Annotated in this window: 24 protein-coding genes and 1 tRNA gene; 11 read left to right on the top strand and 14 right to left on the bottom strand. The window is 62.5% G+C overall.

Annotated elements, in window-relative coordinates; all coding sequences use genetic code 11:
* Nucleotides 1–6: 6 nt before the first annotated feature.
* The 7 genes from pth to QMX89_RS19550 form a co-directional block, all read right to left on the bottom strand.
* Complete coding sequence (pth, locus tag QMX89_RS19580; protein ID WP_282349496.1) at nt 7–591, bottom strand: aminoacyl-tRNA hydrolase; 585 nt, start codon at nt 589–591, stop codon at nt 7–9.
* 73 nt (nt 592–664) lie between these two features.
* Nucleotides 665–1,270 carry a 50S ribosomal protein L25/general stress protein Ctc gene (locus QMX89_RS19575; RefSeq protein ID WP_049861183.1) on the bottom strand — a complete coding sequence of 202 codons (606 nt, stop codon included), beginning with the start codon at nt 1,268–1,270 and terminating at the stop codon, nt 665–667.
* A gap of 138 nt (nt 1,271–1,408) precedes the next feature.
* Entirely contained in the window at nt 1,409–2,350 is a 942-nt protein-coding gene (locus QMX89_RS19570) for a ribose-phosphate pyrophosphokinase (protein ID WP_043192909.1), read from the bottom strand.
* A 47-nt stretch (nt 2,351–2,397) separates the two neighbouring features.
* Nucleotides 2,398–2,472: transfer RNA gene (locus QMX89_RS19565), tRNA-Gln, on the bottom strand.
* 39 nt (nt 2,473–2,511) lie between these two features.
* A complete protein-coding gene (gene ispE, locus QMX89_RS19560; RefSeq protein ID WP_282349495.1) occupies nt 2,512–3,357 on the bottom strand; it encodes a 4-(cytidine 5'-diphospho)-2-C-methyl-D-erythritol kinase in 846 nt (281 codons plus the stop codon).
* A 19-nt stretch (nt 3,358–3,376) separates the two neighbouring features.
* Nucleotides 3,377–4,012 (bottom strand): lipoprotein insertase outer membrane protein LolB, encoded by a 636-nt coding sequence (lolB, locus tag QMX89_RS19555; RefSeq protein ID WP_056844129.1) that lies wholly within the window; start codon nt 4,010–4,012, stop codon nt 3,377–3,379.
* Between the two features lie 3 nt (nt 4,013–4,015).
* Nucleotides 4,016–5,743, bottom strand: coding sequence for a tetratricopeptide repeat protein (locus QMX89_RS19550; RefSeq protein ID WP_282349494.1), 1,728 nt, complete (start codon nt 5,741–5,743; stop codon nt 4,016–4,018).
* A gap of 164 nt (nt 5,744–5,907) precedes the next feature.
* Here QMX89_RS19550 and hemA point away from each other — a divergent pair, with 164 nt between their 5' ends.
* From hemA to QMX89_RS19520, 6 genes are all read left to right on the top strand, one after another.
* Nucleotides 5,908–7,185: a glutamyl-tRNA reductase gene (hemA, locus tag QMX89_RS19545; RefSeq protein WP_049861186.1), complete on the top strand. Its 1,278-nt coding sequence runs from the start codon at nt 5,908–5,910 to the stop codon at nt 7,183–7,185.
* Nucleotides 7,182–8,264, top strand: a complete 1,083-nt coding sequence (prfA, locus tag QMX89_RS19540; RefSeq protein WP_049861187.1) for a peptide chain release factor 1 — start codon at nt 7,182–7,184, stop codon at nt 8,262–8,264. The genes hemA and prfA overlap by 4 nt, the downstream gene beginning before the upstream one ends.
* A gap of 3 nt (nt 8,265–8,267) precedes the next feature.
* The gene (prmC, locus tag QMX89_RS19535) at nt 8,268–9,098 is read left to right on the top strand and encodes a peptide chain release factor N(5)-glutamine methyltransferase (protein ID WP_282349493.1); all 831 of its coding nucleotides are present in this window, start codon (nt 8,268–8,270) and stop codon (nt 9,096–9,098) included.
* Complete coding sequence (locus QMX89_RS19530; RefSeq protein WP_282349491.1) at nt 9,092–9,847, top strand: molybdopterin-synthase adenylyltransferase MoeB; 756 nt, start codon at nt 9,092–9,094, stop codon at nt 9,845–9,847. Before prmC ends, QMX89_RS19530 begins: the two co-directional genes overlap by 7 nt.
* A complete protein-coding gene (gene murI / locus QMX89_RS19525; protein ID WP_282349490.1) occupies nt 9,840–10,631 on the top strand; it encodes a glutamate racemase in 792 nt (263 codons plus the stop codon). The genes QMX89_RS19530 and murI overlap by 8 nt, the downstream gene beginning before the upstream one ends.
* Before the next feature lie 116 nt (nt 10,632–10,747).
* A complete protein-coding gene (locus QMX89_RS19520) occupies nt 10,748–11,266 on the top strand; it encodes an acyloxyacyl hydrolase (RefSeq protein ID WP_049861191.1) in 519 nt (172 codons plus the stop codon).
* 73 nt (nt 11,267–11,339) lie between these two features.
* Here the strand turns inward: QMX89_RS19520 and phrB are convergent, their stop codons facing one another.
* The 5 genes from phrB to QMX89_RS19495 all read right to left on the bottom strand — a co-directional run bounded on the left by phrB (nt 11,340) and on the right by QMX89_RS19495 (nt 16,022).
* Nucleotides 11,340–12,761 carry a deoxyribodipyrimidine photo-lyase gene (phrB, locus tag QMX89_RS19515; RefSeq protein ID WP_282349489.1) on the bottom strand — a complete coding sequence of 474 codons (1,422 nt, stop codon included), beginning with the start codon at nt 12,759–12,761 and terminating at the stop codon, nt 11,340–11,342.
* 7 nt (nt 12,762–12,768) lie between these two features.
* On the bottom strand, nt 12,769–13,692 hold the full coding sequence (locus QMX89_RS19510) for a MerR family transcriptional regulator (RefSeq protein ID WP_282349488.1): 924 nt from the start codon (nt 13,690–13,692) through the stop codon (nt 12,769–12,771).
* Entirely contained in the window at nt 13,682–14,644 is a 963-nt protein-coding gene (locus QMX89_RS19505) for a DUF523 and DUF1722 domain-containing protein (RefSeq protein WP_282349487.1), read from the bottom strand. The genes QMX89_RS19510 and QMX89_RS19505 overlap by 11 nt, the downstream gene beginning before the upstream one ends.
* Nucleotides 14,645–14,769: 125 nt before the next feature.
* The gene (locus tag QMX89_RS19500) at nt 14,770–14,994 is read right to left on the bottom strand and encodes a TIGR02450 family Trp-rich protein (RefSeq protein ID WP_282349486.1); all 225 of its coding nucleotides are present in this window, start codon (nt 14,992–14,994) and stop codon (nt 14,770–14,772) included.
* A complete protein-coding gene (locus QMX89_RS19495; RefSeq protein WP_282349485.1) occupies nt 14,991–16,022 on the bottom strand; it encodes an NAD(P)/FAD-dependent oxidoreductase in 1,032 nt (343 codons plus the stop codon). Before QMX89_RS19495 ends, QMX89_RS19500 begins: the two co-directional genes overlap by 4 nt.
* 207 nt (nt 16,023–16,229) lie before the next feature.
* On the opposite strand from QMX89_RS19495, the gene QMX89_RS19490 reads away from it, so the two are divergent.
* Together QMX89_RS19490 and hemH are read left to right on the top strand one after the other, a co-directional pair.
* Entirely contained in the window at nt 16,230–17,132 is a 903-nt protein-coding gene (locus QMX89_RS19490; RefSeq protein WP_049861197.1) for a TIGR01777 family oxidoreductase, read from the top strand.
* Nucleotides 17,133–17,166: 34 nt separating this feature from the next.
* Nucleotides 17,167–18,192, top strand: coding sequence for a ferrochelatase (gene hemH, locus QMX89_RS19485; RefSeq protein ID WP_282349483.1), 1,026 nt, complete (start codon nt 17,167–17,169; stop codon nt 18,190–18,192).
* Between the two features lie 48 nt (nt 18,193–18,240).
* Here hemH and QMX89_RS19480 read toward each other — a convergent pair whose 3' ends face one another.
* On the bottom strand, nt 18,241–19,503 hold the full coding sequence (locus tag QMX89_RS19480; RefSeq protein ID WP_282349482.1) for a uracil-xanthine permease family protein: 1,263 nt from the start codon (nt 19,501–19,503) through the stop codon (nt 18,241–18,243).
* A gap of 3 nt (nt 19,504–19,506) precedes the next feature.
* On the bottom strand, nt 19,507–20,145 hold the full coding sequence (upp, locus tag QMX89_RS19475) for a uracil phosphoribosyltransferase (protein WP_043192936.1): 639 nt from the start codon (nt 20,143–20,145) through the stop codon (nt 19,507–19,509).
* A gap of 172 nt (nt 20,146–20,317) precedes the next feature.
* Between upp and QMX89_RS19470 the strand changes: the two genes are divergently transcribed.
* The 3 genes from QMX89_RS19470 (at nt 20,318) to QMX89_RS19460 (ending at nt 22,096) form a co-directional block, all read left to right on the top strand.
* Nucleotides 20,318–20,875: a hypoxanthine-guanine phosphoribosyltransferase gene (locus QMX89_RS19470; protein ID WP_049861201.1), complete on the top strand. Its 558-nt coding sequence runs from the start codon at nt 20,318–20,320 to the stop codon at nt 20,873–20,875.
* Between the two features lie 386 nt (nt 20,876–21,261).
* Nucleotides 21,262–21,741 carry a hypothetical protein gene (locus QMX89_RS19465; RefSeq protein WP_049861202.1) on the top strand — a complete coding sequence of 160 codons (480 nt, stop codon included), beginning with the start codon at nt 21,262–21,264 and terminating at the stop codon, nt 21,739–21,741.
* A gap of 67 nt (nt 21,742–21,808) precedes the next feature.
* A complete protein-coding gene (locus QMX89_RS19460; RefSeq protein WP_049861203.1) occupies nt 21,809–22,096 on the top strand; it encodes a PA4642 family protein in 288 nt (95 codons plus the stop codon).
* Nucleotides 22,097–22,351 lie beyond the last annotated feature (255 nt).

Genomic DNA, 22,351 nt, shown 5'->3' with positions numbered 1-22,351 from the left:
GAAGAGTCAGGCCTTTTGGCTGTGCAGGTTTTTCATCGCGCGATTCCACTCGCCGGCGAAGATATCCGGCAGCACACCGAGGGCGAAATCGATACTGGCGTCCAGCTTTTCCTGTTCGGCGCGCGGGGCGCGGCCAAGAACGAAATTGGACACCAACTTGCTGTCACCCGGGTGGCCGATGCCAAGCCGCAGACGGTGAAAGCCATTGTCATTGCCGAGCTGCGCGATGATGTCGCGCAGGCCGTTGTGCCCACCGTGCCCGCCGCCCAGTTTGAGCTTGGCGACGCCGGGGGGCAGGTCGAGTTCGTCGTGGGCCACCAGGATCGCTTGCGGCGGTATGCGAAAGAAATTCGCCATCGCCGCGACGGATTGACCGCTGCGGTTCATGTAGGTGGTGGGGATCAACAGACGAACGTCATGGCCCTGATGGCTGAAACGCGCCGTCAGGCCGAAATACTTGCGATCGGCTACCAGGTTCACACGGTGGGCCTGGGCGATGCGCTCAACGAAAAGAGCCCCTGCGTTATGCCGGGTCTGTTCGTATTCGAGGCCGGGGTTACCCAGGCCAACGATCAGTTGTATGGCGGTCACGTCAGGGGCTCTTCCTTTTCGAGTCGTGGACGACACCCGAAGGTGTCATCCAGAGCTCGGCGTGCGAGTGAAATTACTCGGCAGCGCCTTCTTCGGTTTCTTCGTCGGCAACGATACGCGGAGCGTGGACGTTGGCGATTGCCAGGTCGGTACCATGAGCCAGTGCCACGAACTCGACGCCTTGCGGAGCCTTCAGGTCGGACAGGTGGATGATGGTGCCGATTTCAGCGTCAGCCATGTCGACTTCGATGAACTCAGGCAGGTCTTTCGGCAGGCAGGTCACTTCCAGCTCGGTCTCGGTGTGCGAGATCTCGCCGCCTTTCTTGACAGCCGGTTCCTGGTTCATGAAGTGCAGAGGCACGATGGCGGTCAGTTTCTGGCCGGCGATCACGCGTACGAAGTCAGCGTGCAGGACGTGACCCTTGGCTGGGTGACGCTGCAGTGCCTTGATCAGGACGTTCTGCTTGGTGCCACCGATGTTCAGTTCGATCACGTGGCTGAAGGCAGCCTCGTTTTCGAGCAGCTTGGTGACTTCCTTGGCCAGCATGCTGATGGACTCAGGGGCTTTGTCGCCACCGTAGACAACAGCTGGAACCAGGCTGGCGAGACGACGCAGGCGGCGGCTCGCACCTTTCCCCAGGTCGGAACGCGCTTCGGCATTCAAAGTAAAATCGTTCATGTGTTTCTCCAAAATAACCACGTTCGCCCAGCGTTTGCGACCAGCGCCAAGGCGATACGGGCAAAAAAGCCCCGGCCCGACAAGAGTGTCGGGCCGGGGCGCTTTTCGTCAGAACGGTGCTTGCGAAGGGCAGGGCCCTCAGCGGAACATCGCGCTGATCGATTCTTCGTTGCTGATGCGACGCATCGCCTCGGCAACAACCGGAGCGATATCCAGTTGACGGATACGCCCACAGGCTTGTGCGGCTGCGGACAGCGGGATGGTGTTGGTCACCACCAGCTCGTCCAGCACGGATTTCTCGATGTTCTCGATCGCACGGCCCGACAGAACCGGGTGGGTGCAATAGGCGAACACCTTGGCCGCGCCATGTTCTTTCAGGGCCTTGGCCGCATGGCACAGGGTGCCGGCGGTATCGACCATGTCGTCGACCAGGATACAGGTGCGACCTTCGACATCACCGATGATGTGCATCACTTCGGAGTGATTGGCCTTTTCACGGCGCTTGTCGATGATGCCCAGATCGACGCCCAGGGACTTGGCCACGGCGCGTGCACGCACGACGCCACCAATGTCGGGGGAAACGATCATGAGATTCTCGAAGCGCTGGTCTTCGATATCGTCCACCAGAACCGGGGAGCCGTAGATGTTATCTACCGGGATATCGAAGAAGCCCTGAATCTGGTCCGCGTGAAGGTCGACGGTGAGTACACGGTCGATGCCCACGACGGTCAGCATGTCGGCGACGACCTTGGCGCTGATTGCCACACGGGCAGAGCGCGGACGGCGGTCTTGCCGAGCGTAACCGAAGTAGGGGATCACGGCGGTGATTCGCGAAGCCGAGGAGCGGCGGAAGGCATCAGCCATCAGCACCAGTTCCATCAGGTTATCGTTGGTCGGCGCACATGTAGGCTGGATAATGAAGACGTCTTTACCGCGAACGTTTTCATTGATCTCGGTGCTGATTTCACCATCGGAAAACTTGCTGACGGAGACATCACCGAGAGGGATATGCAGCTGACGCACAACGCGTCGAGCCAGATCGGGGTTTGAATTCCCCGCAAAGACCATCATCTTGGACACGCGCAGTACCTGCCGGCTGAGGGTATACCTGGATGAGTATAGGAAAATGGCAGGGGCGGCTGGATTCGAACCAACGCATGGCAGGATCAAAACCTGCTGCCTTACCGCTTGGCGACGCCCCTGTAGCTTGAAACCTCCGAGTGCCCAGCACTCGTTTCCTGTTACAGACTTTGCAGCTTGCGATGCAACATCGAAACGTTGCTTCCCTTGGCTACGAACCCTGAAAGGGTGTCTGCAAGAAGGTGCGAAACTCTATCAGCTTCCGCTTTGCTTGGGAAGGCCCCAAACACACAACTTCCAGTGCCTGTTAGCCGAGCTTCAGTGAATTTGTTGAGCAAATTCAGTGCGTTACGTACATCTGGGTAACGGCGCTCTACTACTGGCTGGCAGTCATTACGACTGTTTCCCTCAAGAACGGGGCGCACTTTAATGGGCGCCGAGTCACGTGTCAACAACGGATCGGAAAAAATTTCCGCTGTACTAACAGAGACTTGCGGCACGAGCACGAGAAACCAGGGTTCGGGCAGTTCCACCGGGGTGAGTTTCTCGCCCACACCCTCGGCGAAGGCCGCGTGGCCGCGGACGAATACCGGCACATCGGCGCCCAAGGCGAGACCCAGCTGGGCAAGCTGATCTTCGCTGCAACCGGTCTGCCACAGGTGGTTCAGGGCCAGAAGCGTAGTGGCGGCATCCGAGCTGCCGCCACCAATGCCACCGCCCATGGGCAACACCTTACGCAGCCAGATGTCCGCGCCCAGGGTTGTGCCGGTCAGCGCCTGCAACTGGCGCGCAGCCTTGACGATGAGGTTGCCGTCGTGGGGCACGTCGGCTATTTCGGTATGCAGATGCACGACGCCGTCGCTGCGCAGGGAGAAGTCCAGTTCGTCGCCGTGGTCCAGAAATTGGAACAGGGTCTGCAACTCGTGATAGCCGTCCGGGCGGCGGCCCAGAATGTGCAACATCAGGTTGAGCTTGGCAGGGGCGGGCAGGGTCAGCACGGGATTCATGGAAAGACCTTCGCTCACGTCACTGCCCCAACCGGCGCGGCTGCCAATCCTTGACCACCAGGGTCACGTCCAGATCCTGGCCATGCAGCTTGATGCGCTCGGGCAGCCAATAGCCGTTCTGTTCGGCGTAGCTCAGGTACTCGACCGTCCAGCCGTCCTGCGCCAGGCCCGCCAGGCGGCTGTTGCCGTCCAGGGTCAGCTGGCTCTTGCTGTCGGGGGCTGGGAGGCCGCGAACCCACCAGGACAGGTGCGATACCGGCAGCTTCCAGCCCAGTTGCTGTTCCAGCAATTCTTCGGGAGTGGTCGCCTGATAGCGGCCCTGATTGGCCACTTCCAGGCTGACATCGCCCGGACGTCCGGTCAGACGCGCTGCCCCGCGGCCCAATGGGCCAGACAGACGAATGTCGTAATAGTCCTGGCGCTGCAGCCAGTACAGCGTGCCGGAACCGGAGTCCTTGGGCGCGCGGATGCCGATCTTGCCGTTGATTTCCCAGCCGTCGAGCTGGGTCAGCTGTTGCTTGTGCGCCTGCCACTGCTGGGGGTTGCCCTGGCCTTGCAACGCTTCGTGGGAGCCCATGCCGGCGCAGCCGGTGAGTACGGCGATGAACGTGGCAACCAGCAGATGACGCATGTAGGAGGTAGGACGAACAGACATGGATTAAAGATTCTCTGAACCGGTCAGGCGCAGGATGGTGCTGCGCAGGATAGGACTGTCGGGTTGTTCTTGCAGGGCTTTGCCCCATATGCGGCGGGCCTCGCGCTGTTTGCCGTTGGCCCACAGTACTTCGCCCAGGTGGGCTGCCACCTCATGATCGGGAAAGCGTTCGAGCGCGCTGCGCAGATAGCCTTCGGCAGCGTCGAGGTTGCCCAGCCGATAGTTGACCCAGCCCAGGCTGTCGAGCACGGCCGGATCTTCCGGGTTGATCTGGTGCGCCCGCTCGATCAGCGCGCGGGCTTCTTCGAAGCGGGTGGTGCGATCCGACAGCGTGTAGCCCAGGGCGTTGAGCGCCATGGCATTGTCCGGCTCGCGTGCCAGAATGGCCCGCAGGTCCTTCTCCATCTGCACCAGGTCGTTGCGCTTTTCGGCCAGCATCGAGCGGGTATACAGCAGGTTCGGATCGTCGGGGTTCTTCTTCAAAGCGTTCTGCAGCACCAGCCAGGCGGACTGATCCTTGTCGTTGTTCGACAGGGTTTCGGCTTCGATCAGGTACAGCTGGATGGCGTAGTCGGGCTGGGCATCACGCGCTGCGGCCAGGCGCCGTGAAGCTTCGTCGGCGCGGCCGTTGGCAATGAGGATGTCGGCCTGGCGTAGCTGCGCGGGCAGGTAGTCGATGCCCACGCCGACTTGTGCATACTCCTCGAGCGCGACCTGCGGATCACCACGCTCTTCGGCGATGCGGCCCAGGTTCAAGTGCGCGGAATCGACGTGACTGCCACGTTCCACCAGCTGTTGCAGGTAGTTGTAGGCTTCGTCCCACGCCTTGCCTTCCAGACAGACCAGCGCCAGCGAGTAACGCAGTTCGTCATCGTCAGGGTATTGCTGGACGAGTATGGCGAACTGCACCTTGGCATCGTCCATGCGGTTCTGCTCGACCAGCATGCGGGCATAGGTGAGGCGCAGGCGTTTGTCGTCGGGGATCTTCTTGAGGTTTTTTTCAAGCAGCGGCATCGCTTCGCTGCCACGATCGAGCGCGGCCAGCAGGCGGGCGCGGAGCAGGATCGGGGCGATTTCACCTTCCTGCGGCGGATTGTCTTCCAGCAGGGTCAGGGCGCCCTCGGTATTGCCATCCTGTTGCATCAGCAAGGCCTTGCCGAAGATCAGCTGGCCGTTGCCGGGGTATTTGCCGAGCAGGCGTTCGAAGCTCTGCAGCAGGCCACGCCGGGTGCTTTCGTCGGTGTCGGCGGCCGACAGCGCGAGAAAGTCGAAATGGGTATCGCCCTGGCCCTGCAGGACTTTTTCCATGTACACCAGCGACTCGTCGTACTTGCCATTGCGTGCCAGTTGAATGGCGGCAGCGCGCTGGGCGTCCAGGTCGGTGGGTGCATTCCTGGCCCACAGCAAGGCGGTTTCCAGCGCCGGTTGATCGGCGCCCAGGTACTCGGCGATGCGGAAGGCTCGCTCGGAAATGCCCGGGTCCTGGGTCTTGCGGGCCTGGGTGACGTAGTTGCCCAAGGCAAGATCGAAACGGTCGCGCTGGCCGGCCAGTTCCGCGCTGAGCAGGCTGAACACGGTTTCCTCGCTGAACGAGCCGTAGACCTTGGGCGTCTCGTCCGGCGTGGGTGCCGGCTGCGCCACGGGGACCGGAGTCGCTTGCTCTCTGGCTGGCCAGGACTGGCAGCCCTGCAGCAAGGCGAAGGCGAGGAGCAACGTGGAGGTTCTATTCATAGAGGGGATTTTGGCGGCTTACCTGCGGTCGGATCATCATGACACAAGCCACAGGTCAAACCCATAACTCGAGGTTGCCTATTAGGACAATAGATAGCGGTGGTTGTTCTGGACCGGACGAAGTAGGACAATTACCGGCTCCTCGACATCATCAGCGACCTTGAATGGCCTTTCTCGCCCTCGGTATCAACCACAAGACTGCTTCGGTAGACGTGCGCGAGCGCGTGGCGTTTACCCCGGAGCAGCTGGTAGAGGCCCTGCAGCAGCTTTGCCGACTGACCGACAGCCGTGAGGCTGCGATCCTCTCGACCTGCAATCGCAGCGAACTGTACATCGAACAGGATCACCTGGCCGCCGATGCCGTGCTGCGCTGGCTGGCCGAATACCACCGTTTGAGCGTCGACGAGCTGCGCGCGAGCGCCTATGTGCATGAAGAGGATGCGGCTGTTCGTCACATGATGCGGGTCGCTTCCGGGCTCGATTCGCTGGTGCTGGGCGAACCGCAGATTCTGGGGCAGATGAAATCCGCCTACGCCGTGGCCCGCGAGGCCGGCACCATCGGGCCGCTGCTGGGGCGCCTGTTCCAGGCCACGTTCAGCGCTGCCAAGCAGGTGCGCACCGATACCGCCATCGGCGAAAACCCGGTGTCGGTGGCCTTCGCCGCCGTCAGCCTGGCCAAGCAGATCTTCAGCGATCTGGCGCGCAGCCAGGCGTTGCTCATCGGCGCGGGCGAAACCATTACCCTGGTTGCACGCCACCTGCACGAGCAGGGGGTCAAGCGCATCGTGGTCGCCAACCGCACGCTGGAACGTGCCAGCACCCTGGCCGCGCAGTTCGGCGCCCATGCCGTGCTGCTGTCCGACATTCCGCAGGAGCTGGTGAACAGCGACATCGTCATCAGCTCCACGGCCAGCCAGCTGCCGATCCTGGGCAAGGGTGCGGTCGAAAGTGCGCTCAAGCTGCGCCGACACAAACCGATCTTCATGGTCGATATTGCCGTACCACGCGATATCGAGCCCGAGGTCGGCGAGCTGGATGACGTCTACCTTTATACGGTCGACGACCTGCACGAAGTGGTTGCCGAGAACCTGAAAACCCGCCAGGGTGCCGCTCAGGCGGCCGAAGAACTGGTGAGCGTGGGCGCCGACGACTTCATGCTGCGCCTGCGCGAGCTGGCGGCCGTGGATGTGCTCAAGGCCTATCGCCAGCAAGGCGAACGCCTGCGCGACGAAGAATTGCAGAAAGCCATGCGCTTGCTGGCCAACGGCGGCAATGCCGAAGAGGTGCTCGCGCAACTGGCGCGGGGCCTGACCAACAAGTTGCTGCACGCCCCCAGCGTGCACATGAAAAAGCTCTCCGCCGAAGGCCGCGTCGATGCGCTGGCCATGGCCCAGGAACTCTTTGCCCTCAATGAGGGCTCAACGGATAAACCGCCGCAATGAAAGCGTCACTGCTCAACAAGCTGGACACGATCCAGGATCGATTCGAGGAACTGACCGCCTTGCTGGGCGACGCTGAAGTCATTTCCGAGCAAACCCGTTTCCGCGCCTATTCCAGAGAATATGCCGAACTTGAACCGGTGGTGCTGGGCTACCAGCAGTGGTCCAAGGTGATGGCGGACCTCGAAGGCGCGCAGGCGCTGCTCAAGGACAGCGACCCGGACATGCGTGAAATGGCCGCCGAGGAAGTGCGCGAGGCCCGCGAGCAGTTGGTGCAACTGGAAAGTGCCTTGCAACGCATGCTCCTGCCCAAGGACCCTAACGACGGGCGCAACGTCTTCCTCGAAATCCGCGCCGGTACCGGTGGCGATGAAGCGGCGATCTTTTCCGGCGATCTGTTCCGCATGTATTCGCGCTATGCGGAACGTCGCGGCTGGCGTCTGGAGATTCTTTCCGAAAACGAAGGCGAGCATGGCGGCTACAAGGAGGTCATTGCCCGGGTCGAAGGCGAGAGCGTCTACGGCAAGCTGAAGTTCGAGTCCGGGGCGCACCGCGTCCAGCGCGTCCCGGAAACCGAATCCCAGGGTCGCATCCATACCTCGGCCTGCACGGTCGCCGTGTTGCCCGAGCCGGACGAGCAGGTCGCCATCGAGATCAATCCGGCCGACCTGCGCGTGGACACCTACCGTTCCTCCGGCGCCGGCGGCCAGCACGTCAACAAGACCGACTCGGCCATCCGCATCACCCACTTGCCGACCGGCATCGTGGTGGAGTGCCAGGAAGAACGTTCGCAGCACAAGAACCGCGCCCGTGCCATGAGCTGGCTGTCGGCCAAGCTCAACGACATGCAGAGCAGTGCCGCGGCCAATGCCATCGCCAGCGAACGCAAGCTGCTGGTGGGGTCGGGCGATCGTTCCGAGCGCATCCGCACCTACAATTTTCCGCAGGGACGGGTAACCGACCATCGCGTCAACCTGACCCTGTACTGCCTGGATGAAGTTTTGGCCGGCGGAGTCGATGCAGTGATAGAGCCGCTTCTGGCTGAATACCAGGCCGATCAGTTGGCCGCGTTGGGTGAATAGAACATGACCATCATTGCCAGCCTGTTGCGCGCCGCCGAACTGCCGGAATCACCGACCGCGCGCCTGGATATCGAACTGTTGCTGGCCGCCGCGCTGGGCAAGTCGCGCAGCTACCTGCACACCTGGCCCGAGCGTATCGTGCCCAGCGAAGCCGCTCATGCGTTCGCTGACTTCATGCGTCGTCGCCAGGCGGGCGAGCCGGTTGCCTACATCCTGGGCCAACAGGGTTTCTGGAAACTCGACCTGGAAGTGGCTGCGCACACGCTGATCCCGCGTCCCGAAACCGAGCTGCTGGTGGAAGCTGCGCTGCAGTTGCTGCCGCCTCGTTCGGCGCGGGTGCTCGACCTGGGCACCGGTACCGGGGCAATCGCCCTGGCCCTGGCGTCCGAATGCGGTGCCTGGCAGGTCACTGCCGTCGACCGTGTCGCCGACGCGGTGGCGTTGGCCGAGCGCAACCGGGTGCGTCTGAACCTGGGCAATGCTCGGGTACTGGAGAGCCACTGGTTCAGCGCCTTGCCGGGCGAGCGTTTCGACCTGATCGTCAGCAACCCGCCGTACATCGCCAGCGCCGACCCGCATCTGAGTGCCGGTGACGTGCGCTTCGAGCCTGCCAGCGCGCTGGTGGCCGGAGAGGATGGCCTCGACGATCTGCGCCTGATCATCAGTCAGGCACCGGGGCACCTGCAGCCGGGCGGCTGGCTATTGCTGGAGCATGGCTACGACCAGGCACCGGTGGTGCGCGAGCTGCTGGCGCAGCATGATTTCGAGCAGATCGAAAGCCGCGTCGATCTCGGCGGCCATGAACGCATCACGCTCGGACGGTTGCTGTGCTGACCGACCAGGAACTGCTGCGCTACAGCCGGCAGGTGCTGTTGGCGCAAGTCGATATCGAGGGTCAGTTGAGGCTCAAGAACAGTCGCGCGTTGATCGTCGGTCTGGGCGGGTTGGGTTCGCCGGTGGCGATGTACCTGGCCGCTGCAGGCGTCGGCGAGCTGCACCTGGCGGACTTCGATACGGTCGATGTGACCAACCTGCAACGTCAGGTCCTGCACGACAGCGCCTCGGTCGGCGTGAGCAAGGTCGATTCGGCCATCGCCCGGTTAAGTGCGATCAACCCCGAGATCGATCTGATCGCGCATCGCAACGCATTGGATGAAGATTCACTGAGTGCCGCCGTGACCGCCGTCGACCTGGTGCTCGACTGCTCCGACAACTTTGCCACGCGTCAGGCGGTGAACGCGGCCTGCTTCGCGGCCGGCAAGCCGCTGGTCAGTGGCGCCGCGATCCGCCTGGAAGGGCAATTGTCGGTGTTCGATCCGCGGCGTCCGGAAAGCCCCTGCTACCACTGTCTGTACGGTGAAGGCAGCGATGCCGAGCTGACCTGCAGCGAAGCTGGCGTCGTCGGCCCGTTGGTGGGCCTGGTCGGCAGCCTGCAGGCGCTGGAAGCCTTGAAGCTGCTGGCACAGTTTGGCGATGTACTGGTCGGTCGGCTGCTGTTGATCGATGCCTTGGGCACGCATTTCCGCGAAATGCGGGTCAAGCGCGACCCCAAATGCCCGGTCTGCAGCGCACGGCATGTCTGAAGCACCGATCGGCGTGTTCGATTCCGGTGTCGGCGGCTTGTCGGTGCTGGGTGAAATCGAGCGACTGTTGCCCGATGAGTCGCTGCTGTATGTCGCCGATACCGGCCACATGCCCTATGGCGAGAAATCTCCGGAATTCATTCGCGAGCGTTGTGTCCAGGTCGCGCAATTTTTCCGCGAACAAGACGCGAAGGCCTTGGTGCTGGCCTGCAACACGGCCACGGTCGCTGCCGTGGCCGATCTGCGCCAACGCTATCCCGACTGGCCGATCGTGGGCATGGAGCCGGCGGTCAAGCCTGCGGCCGCGGCCACCCGCAGCGGTATCGTCGGTGTGCTGGCGACCACCGGTACCCTGCGCAGCGCCAAATTCGTGGCACTGCTCGATCGCTTTGCCAACGAAGTTCAGGTCATCACCCAACCTTGCCCTGGCTTGGTAGAGCTGATCGAAACCGGCGATCTGCACAGCCCGGAACTGCGCCTGCTGCTGCAAGGCTATGTGCAGCCGCTGCTCGCGGCGGGTTGCGATACGCTCATTCTGGGCTGCACCCATTACCCCTTCCTCAAGCCTTTGCTGGCCACCCTGGTCCCGGCCGACGTGGTGCTGGTCGACACCGGGGCCGCGGTGGCTCGTCAACTACAACGGTTATTGAGCAGCGGGGCAGTTCTGGCCAAGGGCCCGGCACAACCTGCACAGTTCTGGACGAGCGGGTCCGTAGATATTTTCCGAAATGTCCTACCGAAGCTGTGGAATTTTTCTGACAATGTGCAAAGATTCACGTTGTAAAAAAAATGTGAAAAAATCGATGTGTAACGCTGAACTTACGTTCCAACTCCGGTTTCTATAGCTTGTCCATTTTTTCGACAAAAATTCTTACAACTGCATTCGGTAGGATGTTTCTCATGAAGAGACTGTTCAGTTTGGCTGCGCTTGCAGCCTTGATGTTGGGGCAATCGGTAACCGCGAACGCGGCTGACCTATCGTTCTCTGCAGGTGAGACGGGCGAATCGTCCCAGGTCTACCGCATTGGTCTGCAATCCAATTGGGACAAGAGCTGGTTCCAGACCGACGTCGGTCGCCTGACCGGCTACTGGGACGCTGGCTATACCTACTGGGATGGCAAGGACTTCAAGGATAACCACAGCCTGTCGTTCGCTCCGGTGTTCGTCTACGAGTTCGGCGGTGGTTCGATCAAGCCCTACATCGAGGCCGGCATCGGCGTCGCGGCTTTCGCTCACACTCAGATCGAAGGCAACAAGCTGGGCTCCTCGTTCAACTTCGAAGACCGTATCGGCTTCGGCGTGCGCTTCGGCGGCGGTCACGAGCTGGGCGTGAGAGCGATCCACTACTCCAACGCCGGCATCAAAGAGCCGAACGATGGTATCGAAGCCTACACCCTGAACTACCGTATGCCGCTGTAAGCTCTTTCTCGGCCAGCATTGGCCGTCGCGCGGGCAGGGTCCTCTGCCCGCGATCGTCTTCCAATAACTTTTTCTATTTGGCTTTGCGTGGCAGATTCTTGAACGCCGCCAGGGCACGTTCACGTCCTTGCTTCAGGTCCACGATCGGGCGGGGATAGCCGCTCTGCTTGAGTGCGTCGGCGGTTGGTGCGTGGACCTGCTTGCGATCCAATCCTTCCAGCTCGGGCAGCCACTGCTTGAGAAACACGCCTTGCTCATCGAACCGTTGCGACTGGCTTACCGGATTGAAGATCCGGAAGTACGGCACCGAATCGGTCCCCGTGGACGCGCTCCATTGCCAGCCGCCGTTGTTGGAGCACAGGTCTCCATCGATCAGGTGCTGCATGAAGAAACGCTCGCCTTCGCGCCAGTCGATCAGCAGGTTCTTGCTGAGGAACATCGCTGTGATCATGCGCAAGCGGTTGTGCATCCAGCCGGTGCTCACCAGCTGGCGCATGGCCGCATCGACAATTGGAATGCCTGTGCGGCCTTCCTTCCACGCCTGCAACTCACTGGGCGCATTGCGCCAGGGCAGGGCGGCGTACTCTTCGCGGAACGGCCGGTGCATCGACACTCGCGGATAGCCGACCATGATGTGCCGGTAGAACTCGCGCCAGATCAGCTCGCCGATCCAGGTCACCGCGCCGACGTTGCCGCTCTCGAACTCGCCACGGTTGCTGTTGAGCGCCGCGTGCAGGCACTGGCGCGGGGAAACCACGCCCGAGGTCAGGTAGGCCGAGATCTGGCTGGTTCCGGGGTGGGCCGGTAGATCACGCTCGACCTTGTAGTCTTCGATCGGTTGATCGGTGAAGGTGTCCAGGCGCTTGTGCGCCTCCTTTTCACCGGCAGGCCACCGCTTGCGCAGTTCTTCGTCGGGCGTGGCGAACCCTTTGACCTGGTCGGGAACCTTGTCTGCGGCGATGTGCACCGGCTTCTGCGCGCGAGGCTTTTTTGACAGCGCCGGAACGGACTGATGCAGGCGTTCGTAGCAGACCTTGCGGAACTGGCTGAAGACCTGGAAGTAGGTGCCGCCTTTGGTCAGCACGCTGCCCGGCGTGAACAATGCTTGATCGAGGTAGCGGTGCAGGGAGATGTCCGCCTTGGCCAAGGCGGCTTCCACCGCTCCGTCGCGGCGGTTTTCATTGACGCCGAATTCGTCGTTGCAGTGCACGGCTTCGATCTTGTGCTCGGCGCACAGCGCGGCAATCACCTTGGGCGCCTTGTCCCAGGTATCTGCCTCACGCAGCAGCAGTGGAATGTGCAAGGCCTTGAGGCTGGCACTCAGCTCCTTGAGATTGCGCAGCCAGAAATCGACCTTGTTCGGCGAGTCATCGTGTTCCAGCCATTGCTTGGGGCTCAACAGGAACACGGCCACGGTCGGGCCCTGTTCGCAGGCGGCCGCCAGGGCGGGGTTGTCGTGCACTCGCAGGTCGCTGCGCAGCCAGATCAATTGCATGGGGGCCTCATCGTTCGAATTCAGGTTGCCGGTCGGCCAATACGCCGGACGCTTGCAGCGATTGCTGGGCGTGCAACGGATCGGTCGCCAGGTTCAGGTCGGCCATCGGGGGAGGGCTGTCTCCGGTAGCGGCGCGATGGATGAGCACGGCAGAGCCCACCAGCCATTTGGGGCAGGCGCAGCCGACCAGCAGTCGACCCAGCGTGGCCAGGTTGAGCGCCTTGTCGGCGTAGACCATCAGGGCGCGGGCTTGGAGTTTGTCGCAGGCCAAGGCCAGTTCACCTGCCGGCAGCGGCGCGTCGAACACCTGCACCGGGCAATCGCTGCTGCTGACGAGCCAGGCGCCCAGCCACAGGTACGGGTCCGGCGTGACGTCGGCCTGATTGACCAGCACCACGGGCGCACCGCCGAGTTGGCGGTTGTTGTGATAGATCCGCGTGCCCAGTTTGCTGCGCAGCCAGCCGTGGAAAAACACCTTTTCCATCTGCGCACCGAACTGGCCGGCCCAGCGCTGCTCGAGATCGTTCAGCAACGGCAGCAACAGTTGCTCGCACAGGGTTGCTGGTGGATATAGCGCCATGGCCTGGTTGAACAGATCGTCCAGCGGCCGCTCGGCCATGTCGCTGATGGCCTGGGCCAGTGTCTGGCGCAGTTGCTGCCAGTCGTTCTGCACCTGGGGCTTGGCGTCGCGTGGTGCGTCGAGCAACTGTTTGACCTGGCTGACGGCCACGCCCCGGTTGAGCCAGGTCAGCACATGGTGGATCCGGGCGATCTGCGCTGAGTCGTACAGGCGATGGCCCTTGGCCGTGCGGTGCGGCACGATCAGGCCGTAGCGCCGTTCCCAGGCGCGCAGGGTGACCGGGTGCACACCGGTCTGCCGGGTGACCTCGCGGATCGGCAGCCAGTCGGTGCCGTTGGCGTCAGATGGCATTGCGCAGGCTCAGGTTTTCGGGGTGCGGCTGCAGGTAGGTCTGCTGGGCAATGTAAGGGTCCGGATGAATACGGAACAGGTGCTTGAGCAAGGTCATCGGCACCACCAGCGGAACGATGCCCTCGCGGTACTGATTGATCAACTGTTGCAGCTCCTGCTTGTCCTGCGCATCGATATCGCGCTTGAGGTAGCCGCTGATGTGCTGCAACGCATTGCTGTGGGTGCCACGCGTGGCACAGCGTTTGAGCGCCTGCATCAGCTCGCTGAAATAGCGCGGGCCGATCTGCTGGGCGTCACCACGGCCCATGCTGCCCAGCAGTTTGCCGAGTACCTTGTATTGCAGGGGGTTGTTGGCCATCAGCTGGTATTTGAAGCGCGAGTGGAATTCCGTCAAGCCACGGCGCGTCAAGCCTTCAGCCAGCAACGCTTGCCACTGGGCGTAGGCGCCTACACGTACCAGAAAGTTTTCCCGCAACACCGGGTCGCACAGGCGACCTTCTTCTTCCACCGGCAGGTCCGGATGGCGTGCGCAGAAGGCCTGGGCATAGATACCACGACCACCTTCGCGCTGGGGGGCGCCGTTGTCGCGGTAGATCTTCACCCGTTCGAGGCCGCAGGAGGGCGACTTCTGCATGAAGATGTAGCCGCAAAGATCGGTCAGCTCACCGGCCATCTGTTCGCCGTAGGCAGCCAATGGGGCGGTGACATTGATGTCGCGGTGCACGGTACCGACCGCCTGGGTGTGATCCTTGTCACCGACCAGGCGAATCGGCTCGCGGGGCGTCCCCAGACCGATGGCAACCTCGGGGCACACCGGGACGAACTCGAAATGCTCGACTAGAATCCGGCTGCACCAGCGCGATTCCTTGTGCCCGGCGTTATAGCGCACAGGCGCACCGAGCAGGCAGGCACTGATACCGATCTTGGGTTTGCTGACGCTGGGCTCTTGCATGACGGACCTCTTCTGAAACCTGTACATACTGACAACGCTGTACAGCATAGTTTCATCATAAATCCGGATTTGTATAGGCTAAATTCTTTGTACAGGTATTCGCAGGCGGAAAGCGGGGCGGCCACTCACTGCCAGCCCATCTTCCAAGTCTGGATGTCCTGCAGCGCCTGCCACGGCAAGCGCTGGGCACGGTGGGTGAGGACCGCCTGCAATTCCAGTTCCAGCACGACGCCGTCGTCGTCGCAGAACACCTCGCTGACCAGAAAGTGTTTCTCGCGGTTGACCGGGCGTACGGCGGTCCACTTCGACAGCATCAGCTTGCGCGGATTGAGCCGGTGTCGAGCGTTCATTGCAGATGCTCGAGCAGGCGCCGCGCGGCCTCCTGGCCGCTGAGCCAGGCGCCCTCGACGCGGCCCGACAGGCACCAGTCGCCACAGACGTACAGGCCCAGGTCGGGATCGGCCAATGCCCCCCACTCATGGGGCTGGGCCGGGCGCGCGTAGAGCCAGCGATGGGCCAGGCTCAGGCTGGGCGGGGGCATCGGGCAACTGACCAGTTCGGCGAAGGCACCGTGCAGCTGTTCGATGACTGCCTCGCGGGACAGGTCGATATGCTGCTTGCTCCATGCGCTGGTGGCATGCAGCACCCAGGTGTCGCTGCTGTCCTCGCGTCCTGGCTTGCTGCCACTTCGCGCCAGCCAGTCCAGCGGGCTGTCCTGCACGAAGCAGCCTTGCATCGGGGTATCCAGCGGCGTATCGAAGCTCAGTGCCACCGACCAGGTCGGGTCCATCTTGACCCCGGCCACCTGCGTGGCGAGCTTAGGTGCGCTGGCCAGTAAGGCAGTTGCCTGAGGCGCGGGCACAGCGAGCACGACGTGGCTGTAGGGCCCATGGCTGGTGCCCTCGGCATCGAGCAGTTCCCAGAATTCCTCGCCCTTGAACACCTCGGCGATTCGGCAGGAAAAAAACGCGGGGAGGTCGGCAGCCATGGCCTTGGCGATGGCGCTCATGCGTGGCGTACCGACCCAACGAACCTGTTCGTCGGGCGATGGGCTCAGGCGACCCTGCTTGGCGTTGTACAGCGAAGGTGACCACGGCTGTACGCAGCCTTCGGCCTGCCATTGCTGGACCTGCGCCACGAAGCGCCGGTCGCGAGCGGTGAAGTACTGTGCGCCAAGGTCGATGGAGCCCACATCGCTGCGCTTGCTCGACATGCGGCCGCCCACGCCCCGTGCCTTGTCGAAGAGATGCACGGTATGACCGGCCTTGCGCAAAGCCTGCGCAGCCGACAGCCCGGCCATGCCGGTGCCAATGATCGCGATGGGGACAGGCGCGGCAGATGAACTTCCAGCAGATAAACTCCCAGCAAATAAACTCATAGTGCCCTCGTAACAGCTTCGTAAGCGCTATGCACACGTGTGTTCGGAACAAACAAACCTGTACAAAAGTCTTAATAAGTATAAGTTAACGGGATCCTTTTCGCTCAGGTGTCCTATGGTTCATGAGAGAGCCCCGAGTAGGGAAAGTGCCTCTCTCTTGAAAATAGACTAGCGCTGCAGACGCAACGCCACATTGGAGAAAACCTTATGCACATATTGCTGACCGGCGGCACCGGGCTCATTGGCCGCAAGCTTTGCCAGCACTGGGTGGGCCAAGGGCATCAGCTGACCGTGCTCAGTCGCCAGCCGGGGCAGGTCAAACAGCTGTGCGGGGCCAGTGTGCGCGGCGTGGCGCAGCTTGAAGAAATCGGCGACGAAACGGTCGACGCGGTGGTCAATCTGGCCGGCGCACCGATTGCCGATCGGCCCTGGACGGCCAAGCGCCGTGCGTTGCTGTGGAGCAGCCGGATCACCCTGACCGAGCGTCTGTTGGCCTGGCTGGAAAGCCGCGCGCAACGCCCCGAAGTGCTGATTTCCGGCTCGGCGGTAGGCTGGTATGGCGACGGCGGCGAACGCGAGCTGAACGAGACGTCGCAACCGGTCAAGGAAGACTTTGCCAGTCACCTGTGCATCGCCTGGGAAGAAACCGCCCTGCGCGCCGAAGCCTTGGGTATCCGCGTGGTGCTGGTGCGTACCGGGCTGGTATTGGCCAGCCAGGGCGGCTTTCTCAAGCGTCTGACACTGCCGTTCAAACTCGGGCTCGGTGGCCCGATCGGCAGTGGTCGGCAATGGATGCCGTGGGTTCACATCGACGATCAAATCGCCCTGATTGATTTTCTCTTGCACAAGATTCAGTGCCGCGGTCCCTATAATGCCTGCGCGCCGGAACCGGTACGCAATCGCGAATTCGCTCGGCAACTGGGACGTGTGCTGCATCGGCCGGCTTTTTTGCCGCTGCCATCGCTGCTGCTCAAGGCCGGGCTCGGCGAGCTGTCGGGGCTGCTGCTCGGCGGCCAGCGTGCGCGCCCGGTGGCGTTGCAGGCGGCCGGGTTCACGTTTCGCTACAGCGAACTCTCTGCCGCGCTGACCGAACTGTCCCGACGGCTTTGAGCTCTAACCACAGAATCTGGAAATAGGATGCTGCATGACCGATCACGCCCTGCTGCTGGTCAACTTGGGATCGCCCGCATCGACCCAGGTGGCCGATGTACGTAGCTATCTCAACCAGTTCCTGATGGACCCCTATGTCATCGACGTGCCCTGGCCGGTGCGGCGTCTGATCGTGTCGCTGATTCTGATCAAGCGCCCCGAGCAGTCAGCCCATGCCTATGCCTCGATCTGGTGGGACGAAGGCTCGCCACTGGTGGTGCTGACCCGGCGCCTGCAAGCGATCATGACCGAACAATGGCGCCATGGCCCGGTGGAGGTCGCCATGCGTTATGGCGAGCCCTCGCTGGACACGGCGTTGTCGCGTCTGGCCGGGCAGGGTGTGCAGAAAGTGACCCTTGCGCCGCTTTATCCCCAGTTCGCCCAGAGCACTGTGACCACGGTGATCGAGCAGGCTCGCAAGGTGGTGCGCGAGCGCAAGCTGGCGATGCAGTTCAGCGTGCTGCAGCCGTTCTATGACCAGCCCGAATACCTGGATGCACTGGTGGCCAGTGCCAAGCCCTACCAGGCGCAGCCCCATGATCATCTGTTGATGAGCTTCCATGGCTTGCCCGAGCGGCACCTGACCAAGATCGACCCGACCGGCAGCCACTGTCTGCGTACCGCCGACTGCTGCCAGAATGCTCCACCTGAAGTGCTTGCCGTCTGCTACCGCGCCCAGTGCCTGCGCACGGCCAGCGCTTTCGCCGAGCGCATGGGGCTGGCCGAAGGCAGCTGGTCGGTGTCGTTCCAGTCCCGACTGGGCCGGGCCAAGTGGATCGAACCGTACACCGAGGCGCGTCTCGACGAATTGGCCAAACAAGGCGTAAAGAAACTGCTGGTGATGTGCCCGGCCTTCGTTGCCGACTGCATCGAGACCCTTGAGGAAATCGGCGACCGTGGTCGCGAGCAGTTCTGCGAGGCGGGCGGCGAGGAGTTGGTGCTGGTGCCGTGCCTCAACGATCACCCGCAATGGGGTGAAGCCTTGAATACCCTGTGCGAACGGGCGCCGTTGATGCTGTAACGAAGGAATGGAAAGCCGGGAGCGCCGCTGCGGTGCTCCCGGCCAGGCTCAGGCTTGAGGTGTCTTCTTCCAGTCGCCGTGCCCTGGCAATAGCAGGTTCAAGGCAATGGCCACCACGGCGCACAAGGCAATGCCCTTGAGGCCGAAATCGTCAGGCCCGGTCCCGGTGCCGACCAGCACGCCACCGATACCGAACACCAACGTCACCGAGACGATCACCAAATTACGTGCCTCGGCCATGTCGACCTTGTGGCGAATCATGGTGTTAAGGCCCACAGCGGCGATGGAGCCGAACAGCAGGCACAGGATGCCGCCCATCACCGGCACCGGAATGCTCTGCAGCAGCGCGCCGAATTTGCCCACGAAGGCCAGGCTGATCGCGAAGATCGAGGCCCAGGTCATGATCTTGGGGTTGTAGTTCTTGGTCAGCATGACCGCGCCAGTCACTTCCGCGTAAGTCGTGTTGGGCGGGCCGCCGAACAGCCCGGCAGCGGTGGTGGCGATGCCATCGCCGAGCAGGGTACGGTGCAGGCCGGGCTTCTTCAGGTAGTCACGTCCGGTCACACTGCCTACGGCGATCACGCCACCGATATGCTCGATGGCCGGCGCCAAGGCTACCGGAACGATGAACAGGATGGCCTGCCAGTTGAACGCCGGCGCGGTGAAGTGCGGCAGCGCCAGCCACGAGGCTGCAGCGATCTTGGCCGTGTCGACCACACCGAAGGCGAAGGACATGCCGAACCCGACCAGTACCCCGGCGATGATCGGCACCAGGCGAAAGATGCCCTTGCCGAACACGGCCACGATGATGGTGGTGAGCAGCGCCGGCATCGAGATCCACATGGCGGTGGTGTAGGGGATCAGCTCGGTGCCGTCGCCGGCCTTGCCCATCGCCATGTTGGCAGCGATCGGCGCCATGGCCAGGCCGATGGAGATGACCACCGGCCCGATCACTACCGGTGGCAGCAGGCGATCGATGAAGCCGGTGCCCTTGATCTTCACTGCCAGCCCGAGAAAGGTGTAGACGAAGCCGGCGGCCATGATCCCGCCCATGGTCTCAGCCAGGCCGAACTGGCCCTTGGCCAAGATGATCGGCGTGATGAAGGCAAAGCTCGATGCCAGGAACACCGGCACCTGACGACCCGTCACCAGTTGGAACAGCAGCGTGCCCAACCCGGCGGTGAACAGCGCCACGTTCGGGTCCAGGCCGGTGATCAGCGGCATCAATACCAGCGCGCCGAATGCCACGAAGAGCATCTGCGCGCCGGACAGTACTTGCCGCCACAGCGGATCGTTGAACTCGTCCTGCATGGGTCAGGCGTCCTTCTGCTTGGTGCCGAAGATCTTGTCGCCGGCATCGCCCAGGCCGGGGATGATGTAGCCGTGTTCGTTCAGGCGTTCGTCGATCGAGGCAGTGTAGATCTGCACGTCGGGATGCGCCTTCTCCACGGCGGCGATGCCCTCGGGAGCAGCCACCAGCACCATGGCGCGGATTTCCTTGCAGCCGGCCTTCTTCAACAGGTCGATCGTGGCAACCATCGAGCTGCCGGTGGCCAGCATCGGGTCGATGATCATCGCCAGGCGCTCGTCGATCTCGGGTACCAGCTTCTCCAGGTAAGTGTGCGCTTCGAGCGTGTCTTCGTTGCGCGCAACGCCGACGGCGCTGACCTTGGCGCCCGGAATCAGACTGAGCACGCCGTCGAGCATGCCGATGCCGGCGCGCAGGATGGGCACCACGGTGATTTTCTTGCCGGCGATCTTTTCGACCTGCACCGGGCCGGCCCAGCCTGGGATCTCGTAGTTTTCCAGGGGCAGATCCTTGGTAGCCTCGTAGGTGAGCAAAGCTCCGACTTCCTGGGCGAGTTCGCGGAAGTTCTTGGTGCTGATGTCGGCACGGCGCATGAGGCCGAGCTTGTGGCGGATCAGCGGGTGGCGGATCTCACGGATAGGCATGGGGAAAGGCTCCGAACGGGCAAAAAAACGGCGGTAGATTAATCTATTGTATCGAGGTGTCCTATAGACATGCTGCACGTTAGTACATGAAACCTTGGATTGTGCTTGATTCGTGCCGGGTGTGTGCGTACCTTTGCCCGCTTTTCTTCCACCGCCCCCCTTGGAGAGCGCCATGTCCGCTGATCTCGAGCACATCCGTCAAGTCATGCGAGAGGCCGACTGCCTATATACAGAAGCCCAGGTCGAGGCCGCCATCGCCAAGGTTGGCGCGCAGATCAACGCTGAACTGGCCGAGCGCAATCCGGTGGTGTTCTGTGTGATGAACGGCGGACTGATCTTCTCCGGCAAGCTGCTGACTCACCTCAATTTCCCGCTGGAGGCGTCGTACCTGCACGCCACCCGCTATCGCAACGAAACCCGCGGTGGCGACCTGTTCTGGAAGGCCAAGCCGGAAATCTCCTTCATCGACCGGGACGTGCTGATCATCGATGACATTCTCGATGAGGGCCATACGCTCAGCGCCATCATCGATTTCTGCAAGCATGCCGGCGCGCGTGCCGTGCACACGGCGGTGCTGATCGATAAAGACCACGACCGCAAGGCCAGCCCTGACCTCAAGGCCGACTTCGTGGGCTTGCCGTGCATCGACCGCTACATCTTTGGCTATGGTATGGATTACAAGGGCTACTGGCGCAACGCCGCTGGCATCTTTGCCGTCAAAGGCTTGTAAAGCCTGCAGCACCTCATGCGCCGCCGACGCGGCTGGCGCCGCTGCTACAGAAACACCACGATCCCCTGTAGCAGCGGCGCAAGCCGCGTCCCGCGCCGCCGCCACAGAAACACCGCGATCCCCTGTAGCAGCGGCGCAAGCCGCGTCCCCCGCCGCCGCCACAGAAACACCGCGATCCCCTGTAGCAGCGGCGCAAGCCGCGTCCGGCACCGCTGCCACAGAAACACCGCGATCCCCTGTAGCAGCGGCGCAAGCCGCGTCCGGCACCGCTGCCACAGAAACACCGCGATCCCCTGTAGCAGCGGCGCAAGCCGCGTCCGGCCTCGCAACGGATTCAAACCTCTGCTACATGCTAAAGTCAGCGGCTCTTTCACAAGGAGCCGCTCATGCGCCTGATCGTTGCCACCATTGCCTTGCTGACCTGCCTGCCGCTGGTCGCCGCGCCTGCGCATGGGCCCCTGCACGAACAATTCCTGCCGCCGGATGAACAATCCCTGCGTCAGGGCGATCCGCAACAACAGCTACTGCAGGTGACCAGCTACTCGGTGGTCATGGGCAACCAGCGGCTTTCCAACCAGCAACCCATCCCCGTCACCGCACCGATGCTGCTGCGCTTGAAAGGCAAGGCGCTCAGCAAGGACGCAAAGCTGGCCGAAGTGCTGATCACCTTCGACGGCGAAAGCAAAAGCCTGAAGCGGCCGGCCTTCGACGAGGCCAGCGGTACCCTGGCCTTGACCTATCCACTGAGTCAGTACCGGATCCTGCTCGATCTGCTGCGCAACGATACCGTCTATGTACAATTTCTCAGCTATCCGAATGGCCATGTCTGGGCCGATCTGCATACCGCAAGCGTACGCGCGCGTTGAGCCCATGGCCGTGCCGAAGGTAGACTGCCAGCCCCGTGAATGACCGTGATAGCCAATGGAGTCGGTAATGCGTAAAGACAAGAAGCAATTGATTGGCGACGAGATCGGCGATGAGCAGATCAAGCTGTTCCTGAATTTCGAGCCGGTCGATGCCACCTCGCCGTCGCTGCACAAGCTGATCAAGGCGTATCGTGGTTTGCGTGTCGATGATTTCGCGCGCTTTCTGGTGTTCTTCAAGGAAGCCGGTTACGAGTTGGACGGCAAGGACGAACACGGCAACGATTTTGTCGCGTTGATTCGCGATCAGCGCAACGCCCCGGAATACATCGACCTGATCCAGCAGGCCCAGGCCTGACGCGCGACCCCCTGTAGCAGCGGCGCAAGCCGCGTCGGCGGCCAACGCGGTGTATCAGGAACACCGCTGCGCACCCGGACGCGGCTCGCGCCGCTGCTACAAGGGCGGTGCAAGCCGTGTCGGCGGCACATGCGGTGTCTCAGGAAAAACGCGGTGTCCCCGGACGCGGCTCGCGCCGCTGCTACAGGGGCGGCGCGGTTCCATGTAGCAGCGGTGCAAGCCGCGTCGGCGGTATGCGCGATGCGTCGGGGGGAA

The sequence above is a fragment of the Pseudomonas sp. PS01301 genome (assembly GCF_029960215.1).
Lineage (GTDB): Bacteria > Pseudomonadota > Gammaproteobacteria > Pseudomonadales > Pseudomonadaceae > Aquipseudomonas > Aquipseudomonas coleopterorum.
Note: the sequence above shows the minus strand (reverse complement) of the source record. Positions and strands in the feature narration are given on the sequence as shown.

What these genes read in the sequence shown, in the direction of transcription:
- QMX89_RS19575 (WP_049861183.1), bottom strand. Translation starts at nt 1,270, where the DNA reads ATGAACGATTTTACTTTGAATGCCGAAGCGCGTTCCGACCTGGGGAAA.
- ispE (WP_282349495.1), bottom strand. Translation starts at nt 3,357, where the DNA reads ATGAATCCCGTGCTGACCCTGCCCGCCCCTGCCAAGCTCAACCTGATG.
- lolB (WP_056844129.1), bottom strand. Translation starts at nt 4,012, where the DNA reads ATGTCTGTTCGTCCTACCTCCTACATGCGTCATCTGCTGGTTGCCACG.
- QMX89_RS19550 (WP_282349494.1), bottom strand. Translation starts at nt 5,743, where the DNA reads ATGAATAGAACCTCCACGTTGCTCCTCGCCTTCGCCTTGCTGCAGGGC.
- hemA (WP_049861186.1), top strand. Translation starts at nt 5,908, where the DNA reads ATGGCCTTTCTCGCCCTCGGTATCAACCACAAGACTGCTTCGGTAGAC.
- prfA (WP_049861187.1), top strand. Translation starts at nt 7,182, where the DNA reads ATGAAAGCGTCACTGCTCAACAAGCTGGACACGATCCAGGATCGATTC.
- prmC (WP_282349493.1), top strand. Translation starts at nt 8,268, where the DNA reads ATGACCATCATTGCCAGCCTGTTGCGCGCCGCCGAACTGCCGGAATCA.
- murI (WP_282349490.1), top strand. Translation starts at nt 9,840, where the DNA reads ATGTCTGAAGCACCGATCGGCGTGTTCGATTCCGGTGTCGGCGGCTTG.
- QMX89_RS19520 (WP_049861191.1), top strand. Translation starts at nt 10,748, where the DNA reads ATGAAGAGACTGTTCAGTTTGGCTGCGCTTGCAGCCTTGATGTTGGGG.
- phrB (WP_282349489.1), bottom strand. Translation starts at nt 12,761, where the DNA reads ATGCAATTGATCTGGCTGCGCAGCGACCTGCGAGTGCACGACAACCCC.
- QMX89_RS19510 (WP_282349488.1), bottom strand. Translation starts at nt 13,692, where the DNA reads ATGCCATCTGACGCCAACGGCACCGACTGGCTGCCGATCCGCGAGGTC.
- QMX89_RS19505 (WP_282349487.1), bottom strand. Translation starts at nt 14,644, where the DNA reads ATGCAAGAGCCCAGCGTCAGCAAACCCAAGATCGGTATCAGTGCCTGC.
- QMX89_RS19500 (WP_282349486.1), bottom strand. Translation starts at nt 14,994, where the DNA reads ATGAACGCTCGACACCGGCTCAATCCGCGCAAGCTGATGCTGTCGAAG.
- QMX89_RS19495 (WP_282349485.1), bottom strand. Translation starts at nt 16,022, where the DNA reads ATGAGTTTATTTGCTGGGAGTTTATCTGCTGGAAGTTCATCTGCCGCG.
- QMX89_RS19490 (WP_049861197.1), top strand. Translation starts at nt 16,230, where the DNA reads ATGCACATATTGCTGACCGGCGGCACCGGGCTCATTGGCCGCAAGCTT.
- hemH (WP_282349483.1), top strand. Translation starts at nt 17,167, where the DNA reads ATGACCGATCACGCCCTGCTGCTGGTCAACTTGGGATCGCCCGCATCG.
- QMX89_RS19480 (WP_282349482.1), bottom strand. Translation starts at nt 19,503, where the DNA reads ATGCAGGACGAGTTCAACGATCCGCTGTGGCGGCAAGTACTGTCCGGC.
- upp (WP_043192936.1), bottom strand. Translation starts at nt 20,145, where the DNA reads ATGCCTATCCGTGAGATCCGCCACCCGCTGATCCGCCACAAGCTCGGC.
- QMX89_RS19470 (WP_049861201.1), top strand. Translation starts at nt 20,318, where the DNA reads ATGTCCGCTGATCTCGAGCACATCCGTCAAGTCATGCGAGAGGCCGAC.
- QMX89_RS19465 (WP_049861202.1), top strand. Translation starts at nt 21,262, where the DNA reads ATGCGCCTGATCGTTGCCACCATTGCCTTGCTGACCTGCCTGCCGCTG.
- QMX89_RS19460 (WP_049861203.1), top strand. Translation starts at nt 21,809, where the DNA reads ATGCGTAAAGACAAGAAGCAATTGATTGGCGACGAGATCGGCGATGAG.